At 67.6% G+C, this 20,262-nt stretch carries 20 protein-coding genes; 4 read left to right on the top strand and 16 right to left on the bottom strand.

The window, feature by feature from the left end; translation table 11 throughout:
• Positions 1-5: 5 nt before the first annotated feature.
• The 7 genes from ACW9UR_RS21240 to ACW9UR_RS21210 all read right to left on the bottom strand — a co-directional run bounded on the left by ACW9UR_RS21240 (position 6) and on the right by ACW9UR_RS21210 (position 7,541).
• The gene (locus tag ACW9UR_RS21240; protein WP_458919073.1) at positions 6-338 is read right to left on the bottom strand and encodes a nuclear transport factor 2 family protein; all 333 of its coding nucleotides are present in this window, start codon (positions 336-338) and stop codon (positions 6-8) included.
• 91 nt (positions 339-429) lie between these two features.
• Positions 430-2,325, bottom strand: a complete 1,896-nt coding sequence (locus ACW9UR_RS21235) for an ABC transporter ATP-binding protein (protein ID WP_458919072.1) — start codon at positions 2,323-2,325, stop codon at positions 430-432.
• On the bottom strand, positions 2,322-4,187 hold the full coding sequence (locus ACW9UR_RS21230) for an ABC transporter ATP-binding protein (RefSeq protein WP_458919071.1): 1,866 nt from the start codon (positions 4,185-4,187) through the stop codon (positions 2,322-2,324). The genes ACW9UR_RS21235 and ACW9UR_RS21230 overlap by 4 nt, the downstream gene beginning before the upstream one ends.
• Positions 4,188-4,471: 284 nt before the next feature.
• Positions 4,472-5,422, bottom strand: a complete 951-nt coding sequence (locus tag ACW9UR_RS21225; RefSeq protein WP_458919070.1) for a YihY/virulence factor BrkB family protein — start codon at positions 5,420-5,422, stop codon at positions 4,472-4,474.
• Positions 5,423-5,483: 61 nt separating this feature from the next.
• Positions 5,484-6,575 (bottom strand): DUF3618 domain-containing protein, encoded by a 1,092-nt coding sequence (locus ACW9UR_RS21220; RefSeq protein WP_458919069.1) that lies wholly within the window; start codon positions 6,573-6,575, stop codon positions 5,484-5,486.
• A complete protein-coding gene (locus ACW9UR_RS21215) occupies positions 6,565-6,972 on the bottom strand; it encodes a phage holin family protein (protein ID WP_458919068.1) in 408 nt (135 codons plus the stop codon). Before ACW9UR_RS21215 ends, ACW9UR_RS21220 begins: the two co-directional genes overlap by 11 nt.
• Positions 6,972-7,541: a hypothetical protein gene (locus ACW9UR_RS21210; protein ID WP_458919067.1), complete on the bottom strand. Its 570-nt coding sequence runs from the start codon at positions 7,539-7,541 to the stop codon at positions 6,972-6,974. Before ACW9UR_RS21210 ends, ACW9UR_RS21215 begins: the two co-directional genes overlap by 1 nt.
• 551 nt (positions 7,542-8,092) lie before the next feature.
• On the opposite strand from ACW9UR_RS21210, the gene ACW9UR_RS21205 reads away from it, so the two are divergent.
• Positions 8,093-8,278 carry a DUF3008 family protein gene (locus ACW9UR_RS21205; protein WP_458919066.1) on the top strand — a complete coding sequence of 62 codons (186 nt, stop codon included), beginning with the start codon at positions 8,093-8,095 and terminating at the stop codon, positions 8,276-8,278.
• A gap of 76 nt (positions 8,279-8,354) precedes the next feature.
• On the top strand, positions 8,355-9,041 hold the full coding sequence (locus ACW9UR_RS21200; protein WP_458919065.1) for a fumarylacetoacetate hydrolase family protein: 687 nt from the start codon (positions 8,355-8,357) through the stop codon (positions 9,039-9,041).
• A gap of 3 nt (positions 9,042-9,044) precedes the next feature.
• On the opposite strand, the gene ACW9UR_RS21195 is transcribed toward ACW9UR_RS21200, so the two are convergent.
• The 7 genes from ACW9UR_RS21195 to ACW9UR_RS21165 form a co-directional block, all read right to left on the bottom strand.
• Positions 9,045-10,829, bottom strand: a complete 1,785-nt coding sequence (locus tag ACW9UR_RS21195; RefSeq protein WP_458919064.1) for an SLC13 family permease — start codon at positions 10,827-10,829, stop codon at positions 9,045-9,047.
• 1 nt (position 10,830) lies between these two features.
• Entirely contained in the window at positions 10,831-11,769 is a 939-nt protein-coding gene (locus tag ACW9UR_RS21190) for a calcium/sodium antiporter (RefSeq protein WP_458919063.1), read from the bottom strand.
• 10 nt (positions 11,770-11,779) lie between these two features.
• Complete coding sequence (gene secF / locus ACW9UR_RS21185) at positions 11,780-12,700, bottom strand: protein translocase subunit SecF (protein WP_458919062.1); 921 nt, start codon at positions 12,698-12,700, stop codon at positions 11,780-11,782.
• Between the two features lie 159 nt (positions 12,701-12,859).
• Positions 12,860-13,537, bottom strand: coding sequence for a GntR family transcriptional regulator (locus ACW9UR_RS21180; RefSeq protein ID WP_458919061.1), 678 nt, complete (start codon positions 13,535-13,537; stop codon positions 12,860-12,862).
• A gap of 99 nt (positions 13,538-13,636) precedes the next feature.
• Positions 13,637-14,920, bottom strand: a complete 1,284-nt coding sequence (locus tag ACW9UR_RS21175; protein WP_458919060.1) for a TRAP transporter large permease — start codon at positions 14,918-14,920, stop codon at positions 13,637-13,639.
• Positions 14,917-15,447 (bottom strand): TRAP transporter small permease, encoded by a 531-nt coding sequence (locus ACW9UR_RS21170; RefSeq protein ID WP_458919059.1) that lies wholly within the window; start codon positions 15,445-15,447, stop codon positions 14,917-14,919. The genes ACW9UR_RS21175 and ACW9UR_RS21170 overlap by 4 nt, the downstream gene beginning before the upstream one ends.
• A 61-nt stretch (positions 15,448-15,508) precedes the next feature.
• Positions 15,509-16,522, bottom strand: a complete 1,014-nt coding sequence (locus ACW9UR_RS21165) for a TRAP transporter substrate-binding protein (RefSeq protein WP_458919058.1) — start codon at positions 16,520-16,522, stop codon at positions 15,509-15,511.
• A 108-nt stretch (positions 16,523-16,630) separates the two neighbouring features.
• Here ACW9UR_RS21165 and ACW9UR_RS21160 point away from each other — a divergent pair, with 108 nt between their 5' ends.
• Both ACW9UR_RS21160 and ACW9UR_RS21155 read left to right on the top strand, forming a co-directional pair.
• Complete coding sequence (locus ACW9UR_RS21160) at positions 16,631-17,719, top strand: isocitrate/isopropylmalate dehydrogenase family protein (RefSeq protein ID WP_458919057.1); 1,089 nt, start codon at positions 16,631-16,633, stop codon at positions 17,717-17,719.
• A 98-nt stretch (positions 17,720-17,817) separates the two neighbouring features.
• Positions 17,818-18,177 carry a hypothetical protein gene (locus ACW9UR_RS21155; RefSeq protein WP_458919056.1) on the top strand — a complete coding sequence of 120 codons (360 nt, stop codon included), beginning with the start codon at positions 17,818-17,820 and terminating at the stop codon, positions 18,175-18,177.
• A gap of 10 nt (positions 18,178-18,187) precedes the next feature.
• Here the strand turns inward: ACW9UR_RS21155 and ACW9UR_RS21150 are convergent, their stop codons facing one another.
• Complete coding sequence (locus tag ACW9UR_RS21150; RefSeq protein WP_458919055.1) at positions 18,188-19,516, bottom strand: sensor histidine kinase; 1,329 nt, start codon at positions 19,514-19,516, stop codon at positions 18,188-18,190.
• Positions 19,513-20,247, bottom strand: coding sequence for a response regulator (locus ACW9UR_RS21145; RefSeq protein ID WP_458919054.1), 735 nt, complete (start codon positions 20,245-20,247; stop codon positions 19,513-19,515). The genes ACW9UR_RS21150 and ACW9UR_RS21145 overlap by 4 nt, the downstream gene beginning before the upstream one ends.
• Positions 20,248-20,262 lie beyond the last annotated feature (15 nt).

The raw sequence follows: 20,262 nt of genomic DNA, 5'->3' as shown, positions 1-20,262 counted from the left end.
ACGGCTTACTTGGTGAGCGGCGTCGCCCCCGTCTCGACCCGCGTGATCTTGCCGTCCTTCAGCATGCAGGCCATCAGCACCGCCTCGCGGGTGCCGTCGGGATAATCGTTGATCGAGTGCACGACGAGGATGTCGTCGTTTTCATAGAGGCAGCGCCGCTCGCCCAAGGTCATGTCGGGCGACGCGAACATCTTCCGGATCAGCGCCTCGAAACTGGCCTTGTCCATCTTCTGGCCCGACTGGTGCCGGACGAAAACGGCGTCGTCGGCGTAAAGCCCGATATAGCCGTCCACGTCCGAGTTCTCTATGGCCGTATGCATTTTCTCGAAAACAGACACTCTTTACCCCTCCCCCGATGGTTTTCCATCGGCCAGAGCATCTCGCGAATTACCTTTCCGAGCAAGCTTTTTGACCGAGGCGCGCGGACGCTCAACTCGACGAGCGCGCCTGCGCCTCGGCCTTCACCGCGTCGTCGGGGATGTCGTCGAAGCTTGCGTAGTTCAACCGGTAGAGCCGCGAGTACAGCCCGCCGCTTTCCATCAGTTCGTCATGCTTGCCGCTTTCGATCAGCTGCCCCTTCTGCAGCACGATGATCCGGTCCGCGCCGCGGATCGTCGCCAGCCGGTGCGCGATCACAAGGCCAGTGCGGCCCTTCAGCAATGTCACCAGCGCCTTCTGGATCTGCGCCTCGGTATAGCTGTCGATGTTCGCCGTCGCTTCGTCCAGCACCAGGATCTTGGCGTCTGCCACCAGCGCGCGCGCAAAGCTGATCAGCTGCCGCTGGCCCAGTGAAAGGTTGCCGCCACGCTCGCCCAGCATGGACTGGTAGCCGTCCGGTAGCGCCTCGATGAAGCCGTGGGCGCCGACGGCCTTGGCGGCCTCGATCACCTGCTCCTCGGTCGCGTCGGTCTTGCGATAGCGGATGTTCTCCATGACCGTGCCGGTGAAGAGGAACGGCTCCTGCAGCACCATGGCGATCTGCGCGCCCAAGCTGTCCTGCGTCACGTCGCGCACGTCGTGCCCGCCGACCAGCACCTGCCCGCCCTGCACGTCGTAGAACCGGTGCACCAGCGCCATGGCGCTCGACTTGCCCGAGCCGGTCGGCCCGACCAGAGCCACGGTCTCGCCCGGCGCGACCCGGAAGCTGACATCCTGCAGTACCGGGTGCTTCGGATCGTAGCCGAAGGTCACGTCGCGGAACTCGACCGAGCCGTCCATGTCCGGGCCAAGTTCCACCGCGCCGGGCTTGTCGGTGACGTCCAGTTCCACGTCCAGCACCTCGGTCAGTCGCTGCCCGGATGCCATCGCGCGCTGCATCACCGAGTACTGCATGGTCAGCGAACGGATCGGGTCGAAGAAGCGCTGGATGTAGAAGATGAAGGCAACCATGACGCCCACCTCGAGCGTCTGGTTCAGCACCATCGCGCCACCAACGACAACCAGCAGCGCCATCGCGATACCAGTCAGGCTGTCGACGATGGGCACCATGATCTGCGCCATACGGCTGGCGTGCAGATGCGTCTTGAGGTTCTTGCGCGCCAGTTCGTTGAACAGGGTGAAGTTCACGCCCTGCCGGTCCATGCCCTGCACCGCGCGCACGCCGTGGATCGCCTCGGCCAGCGCACCGTTGGCCAACGAGTTCGTCTCGTGCGCGGCCATGAACGCCCTGCGGGCGCGCGGCAGCCAGACGATGCGCACCAGGAACAGCACCGGAAGCACGGCGAGCACCAACGCGGCCAGTTGCGCATCCATCCAGAGCATCACGACGACGATGCCCACCAGCAGGACGATATCGCCCACCGACAGAACGCAGGTCTCGAGGAATTCCTGCATCGAGTTCACGTCGCCCTGAAGCCGCGACATCAGCCGTCCGACCTCGGTCTTGTCCATGAACGACAACGAGATCCGTTGAAGGTGCTGGAACATCGCTCGGCGGATGTCGAACAGCACGTTCTCGGCCACCTGCCCGACAGTATTCTCCTGCAGGTAACTTGCGCCCGCGTTGATGACCACGGCGACCGCGAAGATTACGGCGTACCAGCCCAGCGACCCGCCCTCGGCCATGCCGTCATCAATGGCGTAGCGAATGATCAGCGGGATCAGCAACTGCATCGCGGTGAAGGCGAGCACGGCAGCCACGGCCAGCATGACACGGCTGCGGTAGGGTTGTACGAACGCCCAGATGCGGCCCACGACCTTGCCGTCGAAGACCCGGCCGAACATCTTTTCCTCGACCCGGTGAGAGCCGACCACCGCACGGAACGGCCGCCGCCCGTCGTCGCGCACATCGTTGACGTTGACTTCCAGTTCGCCCGTCGCGCTCATTCCGCGGCCCCCTCGATATCGTCCAGCGCATCCTCGTCGGGGCGCACCTGCAGGTCGTGCAGGGCGGCATAACGGCCGCCCAGCGCCAGAAGCTCCTCGTGTGTGCCGCGCTCGACGATGCGGCCGCCGTCGAGGAACAGGATCTCGTCGGCGTGCATGACCGAGCTTAGCCGGTGCGCGATCACGATGGTCGCGCGGTCCTTGGCGTAGTCCTTCATCGCCGAGCGGATCCGCTGCTCGGTCGCCGCGTCGATGGCGGCAGTCGAGTCGTCAAAGATCATCACCGCCGGCTCCTGCATCACCGTGCGCGCGATAGACAGGCGCTGCCGCTGGCCACCAGACAGCGAGACGCCCCGCTCGCCCACCACCGTGCCATAGCCACCCGGCAACCCGAGGATGTAGTCGTGCAGCTGCGCCGAGGCCGCCGCCCCCTGCACTCGCCGGTCGTCGGCCCAAGGGTCGGAGTAGGCGATGTTGTTCTCGATCGTCGTGGTGAACAGGAAGCTGTCCTGCTGCACAAGCGCCACCGCCTGCCGCAGGTCATGCAGCGGCACCTTGCGCACGTCCTGCCCGTCGATCGTCACGTGCCCTTCGGTCGCGTCGTAGAACCGCGGGATCAGGTGCACCAACGTCGATTTCCCACTGCCCGGCGCCCCCACGATACCCAGTGTCTGGCCCTTGCGGACCTCGAAATCGATCCCCTCCAGCACCGGCTTGCCGGGGGTGTCGGGATAGGAAAAGCCCACGTTCTCGAAGCGCAGCGTGCCGTCGGTGATCTCCAGCGGTTTCGCATCCGGCGCATCGGCGATCTCGACCGGCATGTCGAGGAAAGCGAACAGCCGTGCGCCGCAGGTCGAGGCGCGAGCGAACGCGTTGACCATCAGGCCGAGCTGGCGCACCGGCATCTGCAGGATCGTCATGAACGCCAGGAACGAGGCCAGCTCGCCCACGGTCAGCGTCCCGGCGCTGACCTTGTTGCCGCCGACCCACAGCACCAGCCCCATCGCCGCAAAGAACGAGAAGGTCATCATCGACGTGTTGCGCACCCGAAGGCCGACACGTTCATGCGCCAGACCCAGCGCGGATTTCGAGGCGCGGTCGAACTTGAACATCTCGTAGCGGTGCCCGGCGAAAGCGCGCACCACGCGGATGCCGCCAAGGTTCTCCTCCATCACGCGGGTCAGGACAGACAACCGATCCTGCAACTCAAGCCATGTCGCGCGCAGCTTCAGCCGCGAGACCGCCGAGCGCCAGCCGACGAAGGGCACGAAACTGAGCGCCACCAGCCCCAGCACCACGTCCATCGACAGCAGCAGGTAGGCCCCGACGCCGATCAGGATGCCCAGAAGCACGACACGGATGAACGCGGTCGAGAAGTACATCCGCACGCCCTCCAGATCGAGCATGCCGATGGTGATCAGCTCGCCCGAGTGCATCCGGTCGTGGAAGGAGAAACTCTGCCGCTGGATCTTTTCATAACAGGCCAGCCGCAGCTCATAGCCGACATGGTGGCCGACGCTTTCGCCGAAATAGTTCTGGACCATCGTGAACAGCCCGCGCGCCACACTGACACCCAGCAGCAGCAGCGCAGTCGCCATCAGCGCCTCATCCGCCGCATTGCCGGTGGTGGCGACGATCGCCTGCGTCTGGTCCACCGCACGGCCCAGAAGTTGCGGGATCAGCAGTTGCAACGTCGCGGCGACCACGGTCGCCAGGATCGCGGCACCGGCCTGCCAGGGATGGCGGAAGCACAGCCGGGTGATACGCACCAGCGCCCCCAGACCCTGCCCCCAGTCGGCGGCCTTCACATGGCGCAGAGCATCGATCTGCTTCGGTTGCGGGGCGGAGATCGTGGCGGTCACGGACGCATTCCTCTTCGGTCTGACCTCGAGCCTGCTTGGGGTTCGGGGCGTTCTTGCGGGCGGAAATTGCCCGGGCCGCCGACAGCGAAACGCGGCGGATGGCGATGACGGGGCGCTGGTCGAGACTTCCGCATCAGCGGAAGCCGGTCACCGGGCAGGTCCAGAAAAGCGGTCCCCGGCGTGAAAACCAGGCGGGGAGATGGAAGACGGGCCGGAACGAGGCGCCTCGGGGCGGACGGTACAGTATCCTTTCCCGGGAATCCATAGACCGCGGTGACGAAGGGTCAACCGTGGCCGCTCTCCGCCAGAATGTCCGCCTTGCGCGCGCCGCGCTCGCCCATCGGCATACCGCGTCCCGCGGTCGTGTCGTGACGGGTCTGCGCCTCGGCCTCGGCGTTGAGCTCGGCCCCCAGCAGCAGGACATAGGCCGAGATCCATAGCCACATCAGCAGGATCACAACGCCGGCCAGCGCGCCGAAGCTCTCGTTGTACGTGGCAAAGTTCTCGGCATAGATCGAGAAGCCGACCGAAGCCGCCAGCCACAGTGCAGACGCCAGCAGCGCCCCCGGCATCAGCCAGGTCCACTGTGCCGGCGCCCGGCTGGGGCCGTAGCGGTAGAGCACCGCAATCCCGCACGTCGCGACCAGCGCCAGCACAAGCCAGCGTGCGGCCGCGACCAGTAACTCGGTGACCGCGCCCAATTCCACCAGCGCCAGCAGCGCCGGGACCAACGGCCCCGCCGCGATCCCGGCGGCAGCGCCCAGCACCATCACCAGGGTCAGCACAAGCACCGTGAGCGTGCGACGCAGGAAGCCGCGCGTCTCTTCCTCCTCGTAGGCGACGTTCAGCCCCTGCATGAACGCGCTCACCCCCTTCGAGGCCGAGTAGACCGCCAGCAGGATACCCGCGAGCGCCGCAAGCCCCAGCGCGGTTTCTCCGGTGGCGGCCAACTCGTTGACCTGCGAGGTCACGATTTCGGCGGCAGCGTCGGGCATCATCGCGACCGCGTCGTCAATGCGCTCGGCGACAGCCTCGGGCTCGACGATCAGACCGGCGACAGCGACCAGCGCGGCAATGGCGGGAAACAGGGCCAGCAGCCCGTAGAACGCGATCCCGGCGGCCACCAGTCCGACCCGGTCGCGCGAGATCTCGTCCTTCACGCGCAGCAGCACGGCTTTCCAGCCGGCGCGCGGGATCGCGAACGGAGAGGTGGCGAATTCTCCGGGATGGGACATGAGGGCTCCTCGAGCGCGAAACGGCGCGCCCCGGTTGGGGGCGCGCCGCCTATGGTTGCGGTCAGTGGCGGATGTCGCCGAGGTTCTGATTGTCGGCCTCGTCCTTAGCGGCCTCGCCGACGCGGTTCGCAGCCTCCTCGGCCTTCTCGCGCACGGCCTCGGCGCTATGCTTGAGGTCGGTGGCGGCGTCATCCGCGACATTGCGCACTTCCTCGCCGGCAGCTTCGGCGACGCGTTCAAGCTTCGCACGCTCCTCGCGATAGATCGCCTCCGCCTCGCGGTAGAGCGCGTCGCTGTGCTCGCCCATCCAACGGTCCTCGGTGCGGCTGCGCGGCAGGGCACCGCCGAGCGCCGCGCCAGCGGCGACCGCAAGTGCACCGGCGACGAGCGGCTGCTCGCGGAAGAAGTCCCCGGCGGCGGCTTGCCCGCCTCGTGCTGCACGGCTGGCGCGGTCCCGGGCCTCGATTGCGCGGGCACGGGCGCGGATCACACGCTCACGCGCTTCTTCCGACAAGTCCTCGGTACCGCGCGACAGGCGCTCGCGCAGTCGGGCGACACGGGCCTGGAACCCTGCCTGGGTATCTGCCGCACCGCGACGAAGGCGCTCGCCCGCCGCACCGATGCGACCACGGGCGTCGGCGTAGGCACCGGACACCGTGTCACCAGCCTGACCGGCGGCATCGTTGACCGCCGCGCGGGCGCGTCCCAGACGTCCCTCGTCCTCGTCGGCCCAAGGGTCGCTGTAGTGGTCGTGTTCCCGTGCCCAGGACGGGAAATCCCTGCCCGCCGGATACAAAGCGGCCTCGTCTTCGCGTAGCACGTCCTCGTCCATCAGGAACGGATCGGCGCTGCGGCCGAAGCGCACGCTGTCACGATAGGCCGAACGATCCGCGCTTTTGCCGCCGCGACCGCCAAATGCCAGCCACGCAAGGCCGATGCCAGTCAACGCCAGGCCCACCGGGTTGTCGCGCGCCGCACGAGCAGCAGCGCGGCCATAGTCCGAGCCGTAGTCCCGCAGCCCATCGCCCAGCTCGCGCAACACGCGTTCGGGCTGGAACCGATCCTGCAGGGCCTCGGCGGTCGAGCGGAAGCGGGCGCGCTCAAGTTCGATGTCGCGCTCGATCTCGGAGGCGGTTCGGGTGTCATTCGGCATTGTAGATCTCCTTCACCGTATTCGCGTCGCGGCGCACGTTCCGTACGGTACGCTTGGGCGCGAGGTTGGAAAATTTCAGATTGCTGCGGCCCCGCAGGACCAGGATCAGCGCGACTAGCGCCAGCACGCCGCCGACGATCAGCGCCGACCAGCCGGCGCCAAGCTCGGTGGCTTCGGCCAGCCCGGCAACGGCGGCTCCAGCGAGAACGTCGAGCGCCGTCAGGCCGATCACGGCGGCGACGATCAGCATGACCGCCGAGCCGGTGGCGCGGTTCACGCTCTCGGATATCTCGGCGCGGGCCAGGTTGACCTCGTTGCGGACCATGCCGTGGACATGGCCGAGCAGATCGCTGAGCAGTCCGGCTGTCGAGGCGGATCCCCTTGCGTCGCCGGACATCACGAGGTCTCCAGGTCTTTCGGGTCCGACGGCCAGGCGCCGGCCGGCGCGGCGCTGCGCGGGGGCATGTTGAGCTCGGCTGCCTCGTGCGGCTCGGGGCGATAATGATCACCGTGAGAGTGACCACTATCGGCCTGCACACCATGGGCGTCGTCCTGCCCCGCCTTGGCGAAGCGCGCGGCGGCAAAGCCCAGCAACGCAGCGCCGCCGAGGAAAGCCAGCGGGTTGCGGCGGGCATAGCCCGAAGCCTCGCTCACCAGGTCACGCAGGTCCTTGTCACGGATGCCGTCCGACATTTCGGCAAGGACCTCGGCAACCTGGCCGAAGCTGCGCTCCTGCGGCGAGCCCGCGCGCAATTCTGCCGAGGCGCGGCGCAACGCCGTCGCGACCGAGGACACCTCGTCGGCGGCGCGGTTCTTCGCGGTCTCGGCCCCGGCGGCGGCGCCGGTAACGGCGGCGTCACGGGCCTGCGCCAGACGGCTGGCGGCTTCGTCCCGCAGACCATGCGCCGCATCGCGGGCATTGTCGGCGGCGTTTTTCATGTCCATTTCCGTCGGTGTGGCAGTCATGGCTGATCTCCCTTCCGGTGCAAAAAGTATTCGTCGTCCCGGCGCGGTGGCGTGCGGACAATCCGAAGGCATCGCCGAAAATCAGCGACCCGCCTTTTCGATCTGTCGCCAACCTTGGGCGGCGCGGTTACTGGAAGAAGGCCGGGGCGGGCATAAAAGTTCCGCCGTTTGAAGAAGATCGCGGGACGCTCCGCGCATGGGAACCAAACGCCGTCTTCGCGCGTTCAGGGGCGATACGCACCGCACGATTGACCGTACCATAGGCCCGCTCAGGACACCGGCATGACCGTTCGCGACTGTCCCCGCCCGCTTCCCGATCCGAGCGCGACGCTGGCGTGCGACTGCGGTTGGAGGCATCTGCTGCTGGGCCTGACCGGCAAAGCAAGGTTCTTCATCGTCAACCTCCTGCCCCTGCCCGCACTGCGGGAATGGAGTACTGCCGGAACTTGGCTATTCATGCCGGCGCAAGTCCGACGCTGGGCGGCTCGCTGGGGCAGCGACCGTCGAATGTCGTCGACCCGAACCAACCCTGACAGGAAAAGGAGCCCCTTATGGAAGCCAGGTCGAAAGCACAGCAGAAAGCCGCAGGCGCGGCGCTCTCCGCCAAGCGCGGCGAGACCGAGGTCTCGGACCTGCAGGGCGCCTCGAAGGACATGTACGAACACATGACCAAAGGCGAGCTCGAGGAAATGGCTGGCACCAGTCGCGAGGGAAAACCCGAGCACACCGGCGGCTGATCCGGTAAAGGCCCGGCTTGATGTGCACCACGCTTTGCCGCAAAGCTGCGGCAGAACCGATCCGGAGCCTTTTCCCATGACTGATTACGTGATCGCCGCGCCGCAGCGGCCCGTGCTGCCCGTCTCGGGCACGCCGCTGACCTTCCCGGTGCGCCGGGTCTACTGCATCGGGCGCAATTACGCCGCCCACGCTGTCGAGATGGGCCACGACCCGGACCGCGAGCCGCCGTTCTTCTTCCTCAAGCCCGCCGACGCCTTGGACAGTTCGGGCAGCTTTCCCTACCCGCCCGCAACCTCGGACGTGCACCACGAGATCGAGCTGGCCGTTGCGCTCGGCTCAGGCGGTGTGGACATCGCGCCCGAGGATGCGCTGTCCCACGTCTACGGCTATGCGGTGGCGCTCGACATGACGCGGCGCGATCTTCAGGCGCAGGCCAAGAAGGGCGCCCGCCCGTGGGAGGTCGCGAAAGCCTTCGACCGCTCGGCCCCCATCGGCCCCCTGCACCCGGCCAGCGAGATTGGCCACCCGGACCAGGGCCGCGTCGCGCTGACCGTCAACGGAGAGCTGCGGCAGGAGGGCGATCTGAACCAGATGATCTGGAAGATCCCCGAGATGATCGCCGAGCTGTCGCGTTATTTCACCTTGCACGCGGGCGACGTGATCCTGACCGGTACCCCGTCGGGCGTCGCGGCGGTCCAGCGCGGCGACCGGCTCGAGGCGAACATCGAGGGCGTCGGCAGCCTGTCGGTCAGCGTCACCTGAACATCAGCCCTCCAGCGGCCACACCAGCGGGATGGTCAGCACCGTGACCAGCCCGACGATCAGGTTCATCGGCACGCCAACCCGCAGGAAGTCCGCGAAGCGGTAGCCGCCCGCGTTGTAGACCAGCGTATTGGTCTGGTAGCCGATGGGCGTCGCGAAACTGGCCGAGGCGCCGAACATCACCGCCACGACGAAGGGCCTCGGGTCGAGCCCGAGGCTTGCCGCCAGCCCGGCCGCGATCGGCGCCATCAACACCGCGACAGCATTGTTGGTCACCAACTCGGTCAGGACCGAGGTCAGCGCATAGACCAGCGCGAGGGCGAGCAGCGGATGCATCCCGGCCATAGCAGGCGAGATCGCATCGACCATCAGGCGAAGCGCGCCCGAGTTGTCGATCGCCGCACCCAGGATCAGCATCGAGATCACCAGCAGCAGTAGCCGCCCGTCCATCGCCTCCAGCCCCTCTTCGGCGTCGAGGCAGCCTGACAGGAACACCACCGCCACGCCAATCAGGGCCAGCGGCAGGATTGGTGCGACGCCGAACGCGGCCAGAAGCACGACCGCCGCAAGCACGCCGATGGCAACCGGGGCGCGGCTTCGCCGGAACGCGCGGGTGCGGGCGGAATGCAGTACGGTCAGGCGCATGTCCTCGACCAGTCGTCCGATATCCGCAGCCGACCCGTCGAGCAGCAGGATGTCACCCGCCGCCAGCCGCGTGTCCTCGAGCCGCCCGGTGCGTTCGCTGTCTCGGTGCATTCCGATCGGGTAGACGCCGTAGCGCCGCCGCCACCGCAGCGCCGACAGACGCTGACCCGCCGCCGCGCTGCCGGGCCCGACCAGCACCTCGACCAGCGCGCTGCGCCGGGCGCGGGCGGTCTCGGTGCCCGGCACCTGCGCGGCACGGCCGCCACCGTCGCGAAAGCCCATCAGTTCGGCATCGGCGAGGCGCAGGACGACGACGTCTCCCGTCTCGAGCATGACGCCCGGCAGGTCCCGCCGCAGCGACCTGTCGCCCCGGATCACGTCGATGACACGCCCACCGCCACGACGGAACTCGGGCACATCGCCGACCACACGCCCGATCAGCGGCGAGGCGGCGGGGACGAACAGTTCGGCCAGCCAGGCGCGCTCGCCGGGGCCCGAGACCGCGGCAGGGTCGCGCTCGGGGAGCAGGTGCCGCCCGAAAACCGCGAGGAACGCGCCGCCGGCCAGCGCGGCGGCAAGGCCCACGGGGGCAATCTCGAAAAGGCCGAACGGGGCCAGCCCCAACTCGCGCGCGACACCGTCGACCAGCAGGTTGGTCGAAGTCCCGACCATGGTTAGCGTGCCGCCCAGGATGACCAGGTATGACAAGGGGATCAGCAGCCGCGAGGCTGCCGTCCCGAGCTGCCGGGCCAGCCCTATGGCGACCGGGATCAGGACCATGACGACTGGCGTGTTGTTCATCACCGCCGAAGCCGCCGCTGCCGCAGCGAAGAAGGCCAGGAGCGCGAACAGCGGGCGGCGCGAGGCCAGCCCCTGCATCCGCGTAACCGCCGCATCCAGCGCCCCGGTCCGGACCAGCGCGGCGCTCAGCAGGAACATCGCACCGATGGTGGCGGGTGCCGGGTTCGCGATGGCCGCAAGCACGTCCTCGGTACTCACAAGGCCCAGCGCGAGCGCCGCCGTCGCTCCGCAGAACGCTGTCACCTCGGCCGGGCGCAATTCCAGCACAAGGGCGGCGAACACCGTCAGCATCAGCGCAATTGCCGCCCAGGGCGCGGCCGCGCCCAGGTCGATCAGGTCCATCCTAGAGCGCGCCCACGGCAAGCCAGCCGGAATAGCCGACATAGCCCAGCAGGAACACCGCACCCTCGCGCCGCGAGACCCGCGCGCCGGTCAGCGCGAAAAGGATCAGCGCAGCGGTCACCAGCAGCATCACCCAGCCGTCGAAGGCGGCGATGGCTGGCGGGATCTCGAGCGGGAGGACAAGCGCCGTCGCGCCGAGGATCCCGAAGATGTTGTAGATGTTGGAGCCGACAACGTTGCCGAAGGCGATCCCCGCCTGGCCGCGCAGCGCCGCCATCACCGAAGTGACAAGCTCCGGCAGCGAGGTGCCCACGGCTACGATGGTCAGGCCGATCACCGTCTCGCTGACGCCCATGCGTGCGGCAAGGCTCACCGCTCCGTCGACCAGCCAGCCCGCGCCAAGGATCACCAGCACGATCCCGGCGACCGCCAGAAGCACAGCGAACAGCATCCCCGCCGATCGCTCGGGCGTTTCGAACGCCTCGGTCTCGGGCGTCGCGGTGCCGCGCTCGGAAAGGTAGGCCCAGACAATGTAGCCGACCAGCATCGCGATGAAGGCCAAACCGACGACCCGCCCGGCCGAACCGGACAACAGCACGCCCACGCAGATCACCGTCGCCGCCGCCAACACCAGCCCGTCGCGCTTCAGACTGGCCCTGGTCGTCGCAATCGGACGGATCAGCGCGGCCAGCCCGAGGATCAGCAGGATGTTGCAGATGTTGGAGCCCACGACATTGCCAACCGCGATACCGGGGGAACCGGCGAAGGCGGCGCGAATGCTGGTCACCAGCTCGGGTGTCGAGGTGCCGAAGCCGACCAGCGTCAAGCCGATCACCAGAGGCGAGACCCCCAGCGCCGAGGCCGTCCGCACGGCGCCCCGCACCAGAAGTTCGCCGCCGATCAGAAGCAGAACAAAACCGGCGAGAATGGAAAGAAGCATCTGCGTTTCCTCAAAGCACGGGTTCGACCGGGTCGGGGAGCTCCTGCCCCGGCAGCGGCCCCGGCAAATGCAGCAGCAGCGGCGCCGCGACGAAGATGCTCGAGAACGTGCCCAGCAGCACGCCGAAAGTGACCGCGGCAGCGAAACCGAACAGCACCGGGCCACCGAAGATCAGCAGCGACAGCGCCGCGACAATCGTCGTGCCCGAGGTCATCAGCGTCCGGCGCAACGTGTCGGTCACCGCGGTGTCGATCACCAGCTCCAACGGCATCGTCCGGTGCCGCCGGATCACCTCGCGCATCCGGTCGAAGACGACGACCGTGTCGTTGATCGAATAGCCAGCGATCATCAGCAAGGCCGCGATGCTGGTCAGATCGAACGGCAGGCCGGTGATGGCGAAGAAGCAGACCATCATCGCGACGTCGTGCAGCGTGGTCAGGAAGGCCGACAGACCGAAGCGCGCCTCGAACCGTAGCCAGACGTAGACGCCGATGGCGGCGACCGCCGAGAAGCTCGCCAGAAGCCCCGAGCGCAGCAGGTCACCCGAGACCTTCGGCCCGACCGAGGCCTCGCTGAGGATAGTGGCGCCAGGTCCGATCGCACGGCGCACGCTTTCGGTGGCGGAGGCGCCCTCCTCTGCAAGCCGGATGAATACCTCGCGCCCGCCTTCGCTCAACTGGATCACCGCATCGGGAAGACCGGCGGCGCCCAGCGCGGCGCGCAGTTCGGCCAGGTCCCAAGGCACCGCGCCGCGCGTTTCGATCAGCGTGCCGCCCGTGAAATCGAGGCCGAGGTTCAAACCCCGCAGCGCAAGCATCCCGATGCCCAGCGCCAGCATCGCGAGGCTCACGCTGAAACCAAAGACCCGCCAGCGGGAAAAGGGATAGGGGCTGGCCGGGCTGAGCGGCCCCTCGATCTGGCTGTGCATCATATCGGGGTATGAACGCGGGACACGCCCACGGCCTCCGGGGCGGACCCGCGCCATCGCGTATCGAAAGACGCCCCGTCGGCGGACGTGGGGAGGGTACGAGAGCCGTTCAAGCCCGCGAACCCTCCGCGATGAAAAGATTTTTCGAGGTCTGCGCGCGCCTCAGAGATGCCGCAGGCGATGCTTTTCCAGCAGTTCCGTCAGCACCCGCCCGGCCTCCGTCCGGTGCGCCCTGTGGATGCGGCGCGCGGCCTCAGCATCGCCCTTGCGGATCGCCTCGAGCACGCCGCGGTGATCCGCGTTCGACTTCACCGGCAAGGGGCGCATGTAGAGCGTCGTGGCCCGCGCCCGTCTCACCTGGTCGGCCATCATTGCGACGATGGCGCGCACGCGGGAATTGCCGCCCAGGCGGACCAGTTCGACGTGGAAGCGGTCGTCGGCCTCGGCCCAGGCTTCGCGGTCCTCGGCCTCCAGCGCCTGCTCCATCGCCTCGATCGCGGCGCTGAGTTCGGCCAGTCCGGCATCGTCCGGCTTCGACTGCGCAGCCCGTTCGGCAGCCAGGCTTTCAAGCTCGGTCAGCACCTCGTAGATCTCGCGCATGTCGTCCGGCGACAGCGGCAGGATCCGGACACCCTTGCGTGGGCGGACCTCGAGCAGCCCCTGCCCCTCGAGCATAAGGGTCGCCTCGCGGACCGGGGTGCGGGACATCCCCAACCGTTCGGCCAGTTCGCTTTCCAGGTGGTTCGACCCTGCGGCAAGCTCGCCGCGAAAGATCATCTCGCGCAGTTCCTCGGCGGCGCGCGCCGTGTTCGAAAGCGGCCGGCTGACGTCCTTGTTCACTATTCCCGTTTTCCCACCCAAGGTTGTCGTTGCACCCACAAGACCCCGGATATCACTTGAACGCAAGGCGAAGCGGCACCCGCAAGGGTGCCGCGAACGTCAACGGAAGAGTTGCACCATGCTCATCGAAACCGCCGGAACGTACGTGACCAGCAGCAATGCCGAGATCGCAGCGAGGTAAAGCGGCGCCATCGCCCGCGCGATGGAAATCACCCCGACCCCCGAGATTCGCGAGGCCACATACAGCGTTGCCCCCACCGGCGGCGTGAACAGGCCCACCGCCACATTGCAGGTCATGATGACGCCCAGGTGCACCGGGTCCACGCCGAAGGCCTGCGCGGTCGGCAGGAACAGCGGCGCGGTCAGCAGGATCGCCGGCACCGGATCCAGCACCAGCCCCAGCACAAGCAGGACCACGTTGACCAGCAGCAGGAACATCCACGGCCCCGAGCTGACCTCCTGCACGAAGGCGACCAGGATCTGCGGCATCTGCTCCAGCGTGATCAGCCAGCCCAGCACGGTCGTCGCCCCGATCACCACCATCACCACGGCCGAAGTGACGAAGGCGTCGACCATCAGTTTCGGCAGGTCGCGGATGCGGAAATCGCGGTAGACGAACATGGTCACGGCCAGACCGTAGACAACGGCCAAGGCGGCGGCCTCGGTCGGGGTCACCCAGCCGGTGAAGATACCGCCCAGGATCAGGACCGGCATGAACAGCGCCGGCGCCGTACCGATGAACGACCGGGTCAACTCTTTCGCGCTGGTCGTGCGGCCGCCGGGGTCGCAGCCGGTGGACTTGCCGACCCAATAGCAGACGCCCATGAAGAACAGGCCGAACAGGATGCCCGGTACCATGCCCGCAAGGAACAGCTCGGCCACCGAGACATTGCCGACAAAGCCGTAGATCAGCATCGGGATCGACGGCGGGATGATGATCCCGATCGTCCCCGCCGCCGCCACCAGCCCGGCCGAGAAGGCAGTCGAGTACCCTTCACGGCTCATGTTCTTGATCATCACCGAACCGATGGCCGCGCTGTCCGCGATGGCCGAGCCTGAGATGCCGCCGAAGATCATCGACGCGCCCACCACGACCATGCCGAGGCCGCCCGCCATGAAGCCGAAAGCGGCACGGGCGAACTCGATGATCCGAAGGCCGACCCCGCCACGCGACATCAATTCACCCGCAACGATGAACAGCGGAATGGCGAGGAAGTGGTTCGGCTCAACCCCTCCGATGAAGTTCAGATAGAGCGCCTGCAGCGGATAGCCGAGATCGAATACCAGGATCGGCAGCACCGCAGTGATCAGGATCGCCCAGACCAGCGGCACTCCCAGAAAGACAGTGCCAAGGAACACCGCCACGACGAACAGCAGGATCATGTCAGCTCCTCGCCGCCGTCCACTTGCGCCGCGTGCAGGGCGTGCGGGTGGCGGAGGTCATGAAACGAGTTGAAAATGTGAAAGACCAGCGACAGCGCCATGCCCACGGGCATCGAGGCATAGAGCAGCCCCACCGGCCAGTAGAGCACGGTCGTCTCCTGGTCCCAGGTGCGCGCGGCGATGGCCCAGCCGTACCAGATCAGGCTCAGCAGCATCGCGGCGATGGCCAGATCGATCAGCACGGCAAGCACGCGCTGGCCCGCGTGCGGGATCAAGTTCTCGACGATCTCGGTGACGCGCATGTGCGCACCGCGCGCCATCGCCGCCGCGCAGCCGAGGAACGTGGTCCAGAGCAGCAGGAAGGCGGTGACCTCCAGCGACCAGGCCAGGTCGAACCCCGCCGCGCCGCGCAGGGCCGCGTTGACGAAGACCAGCGTGACGATCGACAGCCCGCCCAGCACGAGGCACAGGTCGATCAGTGCACTCAGCCAGCGCAGGGCGGCCGGATAGAATTGCCTGTAATCCAAGATTACGCCTCCAAACGGTCACCGCCGGGAGGGAGGCCCGGCGGTGACGTCATGCCGAATGTCAGTTCGACGTCGGCATCGCTTCGCGGATCGACTTGGCGTCGGCCAGGATCTTGTCCACGGCCTCGGCGCCATAGACCTCGCGCGCCTTGTCGTAGACCGGGGCGACAGCCTCGCGGAACGGGCCGATCTCGGGGACCGATACGGTCGCCCCTTCGGCTTTCATCTCTTCCAGCTGGCTGTCGACCGAGCTTTTCACCAGGTCTCGGCTGAAGGCGGCAGCCTCCTGCGCGGCGCGGGTGACGGCCTCCTTGTCGGCGTCCGAGAACTTCTCCCAGGTCGCCTCGGCAATCGTCAGCGGCAGCGGGCTGTAGACGTGCCGTGTCAGCGTGATGTTTGGCGCGACCTCGTAGAAGCGCAGCGACTTGATCGTGTCGACCGGGTTTTCCTGCCCGCTCACGGTGCCCTGCTGGATCGCGAGGTATACTTCGGTGATCGGCATCACGACGGTCTGGAAGCCAATCTCCTCCATCGTCCAGCGGATCATGTCGTTCGGGAACACCCGCATCTTCATGCTTTCCGCATCTGTCGGGCTGGTCAGCGGCTCCTTGGTGGTGAAGCTGCGGAAGCCCGCCTCCCAGGTCGCCAGCACGCGGAAGCCCTTCTCGGGCAGCTTGTCGAACTCGCCCTGCAGCCATTCGGAGTTGTCATAAAGCTCCCAACCCTGCTCGTAGCTGTCGACGAGGAACGGCATTGCGGTCAGGTTCAGGCTCGGCAGGTGAGTGGCATAGCTGCCGGTCGCCGAGACAGTGAAGTCGATGCCACCCAGCTGCAGCTGTTCGATCGCCTTGGGATCGTTCGCCAGCTGCCCTGCGGGGAAGATCCGCACTTCGTAACGGCCTTCGGTGTACTCGGCCACCTTCTCTGCGAAGACTTCCGCCGCGGCCTGCCGCGAGCCGCCGGGGTTGTCGGTATGGCTGAAGCGCAGCACATCCTGCGCCGCCGCGCTTGTACCCAGCGCCGCCAGCATCGCGGCCGCCGCCGCAGCACGCATGAGCGTTCTTCTGTAAGTCATGGTACTCTCCTCCCGATGCGGATTGCCTCCGCACAAATGAATTTAGTGTTGCATTTGTTTGCGTATACGTTAAGGGATAACCTGTCAACGGCACAAACGGGATGCAGCATGGTCAAGACGTTCAACATCGCGGTATTCGAGGGCGACGGAATCGGCCCCGAGATCATGGAACCGACGGTGGGCATCCTGCAGGCGATATCGCAACGCAGTGACGCTTACGCGCTTGATTTCGCAACACTTCCCGCAGGTGCCGCGCATTACGCAAAGACCGGCGAGTCGTTGCCCGAGGATGCGCTGCGCAAGGCGCGCGCGGCGGATGCGATCCTGCTGTCGGCGATGGGCCTGCCCAGCGTGCGCTACCCTGATGGGACAGAAATCTCGCCCCAGATCGAGCTGCGCTTCGCCCTCGACCTCTACGCCGGACTGCGACCGGTACGCGTCGCGCCGGGCCAGGACAGCCCGCTCAAGATCCCCGAGGGGCGTGAGATCGACTTCATGCTGATCCGCGAAAGCACCGAGGGCCTGTTCTGGTCGATGAACAAGGGCGAGGTGACGGACGAGGACGCGCGCGAGACGCTGCGCATCACCCGGAAAACCTCGGAGAAGCTGTTCCGCTTCGCCTTCAAGCACGCCCGCCAGCGCCGAGACGCGGGCCGGGGCAAGGGCCGCGTGACCTGCGTGGACAAGGCCAACGTCTTCCGCGCCTTCGCCTATTTCCGCAAGATCTTCGACGAGCAGGCGGCGAAATACCCCGATCTGACCGCCGATCACGCCTATGTCGACGCGATGGCCCTGTGGATGGTGCAGAAGCCGTGGGAGTTCGACGTCATGGTGACCGAGAACATGTTCGGCGATATCCTGTCGGACCTCGGCGCGGGGCTGATGGGCGGGCTGGGCCTGGCCCCCTCGGCGGACGTGGGCGACGAGCACGCGGTGTTCCAGCCCTGCCACGGCTCGGCCCCGGATATCGCAGGCCAGGGCGTCGCCAACCCGCAGGCGATGATCCTGTCAGCGGCGATGATGCTGGACTGGCTGGGCGTCAGCCACGGGATCGAGGCCATGCGCCGCGACGGCACCCGCCTGCGCGAGGCGGTCGAGCGCGCGGTCGAGACCGGCGCCGCCCCGACCCGCGACCTCGGCGGCACTGCCAGCACGAAAGAAGCCGCCGAAGCCGCGCTGAACATGCTGGCGGCTTGACGACAGTCCCGACCGCGCCGCCCAATCGGAACGGCGCGGTTGATCCAACCAGCGTCTGCATGCACCCTGCCCCGACATTTCATGCTCGGGATTTCAATATGACCAGACACTCCACTTACCTGATCGCTCTTGCCTGCACGGCACTTCCCGCCCTTGCGACCGCGCAGGAGATCGAAAGCGGTTCATTCGCGATCTGCGCCGCGCGCGAAACGCCCGAAATCTGCCGCTGCGCCGACGAAGCGCTTGCAGCGGACGTCGACGCCGGGGATCTCGAGATCTACAGCGCGATCGGCATGGAATTCGTCGGCCGCTATGCCTCCGGTACGCCCTGGGCCGACGCCTGGGACGCCGCCGCCGACAAGGTCGGCGAGGCGCGCGGCGTGTCGAGCGGTCTGACCTCCCGCATGAACACCGTCGGGCGCGCCCACCGCGACGCCATCAAGTCCTGCGGCGGCTGACACACGGCGCCTAGCCGGCCTCACGGGGGAGCGACAGGCGCACCATGAACCCGTGCCGGACGCGGTGAAAAGTCAGCGTGCCGCCATGCGCCTCGGCGACCGAGGCGACCACGGCCAGGCCAAGACCCGAGCCCCCGGCGCGGCGGTCGCGGGATTTCTCCAGCCGCACGAAGGGCTGCTTGACCCGCTCCCAGTCCTGCACGGCGATACCGGGGCCGCGGTCGATGACTTCGACCCGCACCGCCTTGTGGCTTTCGGTCAGGAACACATCGGCACTGCCACCGTACTTGATCGCGTTCTGGATCAGGTTGACCACCGCGCGGCGCAACGCGACCGGGCGACCATGCAGGCTGACGCGGCGGACGGGCCCGGGCTCGACCGTCGCGCCCGCCGTAAGGCTTTCCACGTCGCGCACCGCGCGCGGCGGCGGCGGGTGCCAGGTCACCGGCTGGCCCATGTCCTGCAACTCGTCGCAGACCGTCTCGACCATCGAGGTCATGTCGACCATCACCGCCGGCTCGCGCGCATCCTCGCCGCGCAGCAGGCGCAGGGTCTCGGTCAGCATCGTGTCGATCTCGTCGAGATCGCCCAGCATCGAGTCGCGCTCGGGTGCCGAAAGGAACTCGGCCTTCAACCGCAGCCGCGTGAAGGGCGTGTGCAAGTCATGCGACATGGCGGCGACCAGTTGCAGCTGCTGCCGGTCGCGCTCGTCGACCTCGGCACGGACCTCCTCGATCCGGCGGGCGATGCGCCGCGCCTCGTCGCCGGGCGGCAACGGGCCGTCCACCGGACCGGCCAGCGCCTCGACCGGTCGGGCAAGCCAGAGCGACGCCCCAGCAAGCAGCGCCGCCAGCGCCAGCGCCCCGGCCCCGAGGCCCACCGCCAACGCGCGCGGATCGGGCCGCGCCCGCCAGAGCGACGGCGCGACAAAAACCCGGCCATCGACCTCCAGCGAGGCATCGCGGCGGATCAGCGCCAGCGCCAATGAGATCTCCGAGAAGTATTCCTGAGGCCGTGACAGCGCGTGCAGCGCTTGCAACACCGGCTCGGGCAGCGCCGCGCCGTGCACGATGACCTGCGCGGGCCAGTCGCCGCCCTCGCGGGCCAACGGCAGGGGAATGTCCTGCGTGCCATCATGCAGCGCAGGCGGAGCCTCGCGGATCACCCGCGTCGCCGCCCCCGGCTCGGCCAACAGGCGCGCCAGTTCCGCACCGGCGACCGCTGCCAGCAGCCGCGCCTCGCGGCGTTCGCCATAGGCCCAGGCCCCGGCTCCCGCCGCAAGCGCCCCGCAGAGCGCCGCCAGCGCGGCCAGCAGCATCAGGCGATGGCGCAGCCTCACCGGGTGCCGGACTCGGCGATCGGCTGCACCTCGGCGCAGAACTGGTAGCCAACGTTGCGGATCGTCTTGATCAGCGCCGGGTGGTTCGGATCGGCCTCGACCTTGCGGCGCAGCCGGCTGACCTGCACGTCGACCGAGCGGTCGAAGGCGCCCGGCTCACGGCCCTGCACCATGTCGCAAAGCTGTTCCCGCCTGAGCGGGGTCATCGGGTTTCGGATGAACGCCTGCAGCATCGAGAACTCGCCTGAAGACAGGGTCACGAGGCTGCCGTCGGGGGCGCGCAGCTCGCGCCGCTCCAGATCCAGCGCCCAGCCGTCGAAACCGACGCGCGTGCCCGAGACCTCGCCGCCCTGCGCCCGGTCGGCGGCGCGGCGCAGCACCGCGCGGATCCGGGCGACCAACTCGCGCGGGTTGAACGGCTTGGTCATGTAGTCGTCGGCGCCCAGTTCCAGCCCCATGATCCGGTCGGCGTCGTCGCGCACCGCCGTCACCATGATGATCGGCACCCGCGAGGTGCGGCGGATCATGCGGCAGGTCTCGAACCCGTCCATGCCGGGCAGCATGATGTCCAGAACCACAAGGTCGATGTTCCATTCCTGAAGCGCCCTGAGCGCCTCGTCTCCGCTGCCGGCGACGCTCACCCGAAGGTCGTACTGACCGAGGAAACGCTTGGTCAGGCGCTGGATCTCCAGCTCATCGTCCACGATCAGGATATGGCAAGTCCCTGTCATCGGTCGCTTTTCTCC

This window comes from Halovulum sp. GXIMD14794 (assembly GCF_054457455.1).
The sequence above is the reverse complement of the archived record's forward strand: the minus strand, read 5'-3'. Positions and strand labels throughout refer to the sequence as shown.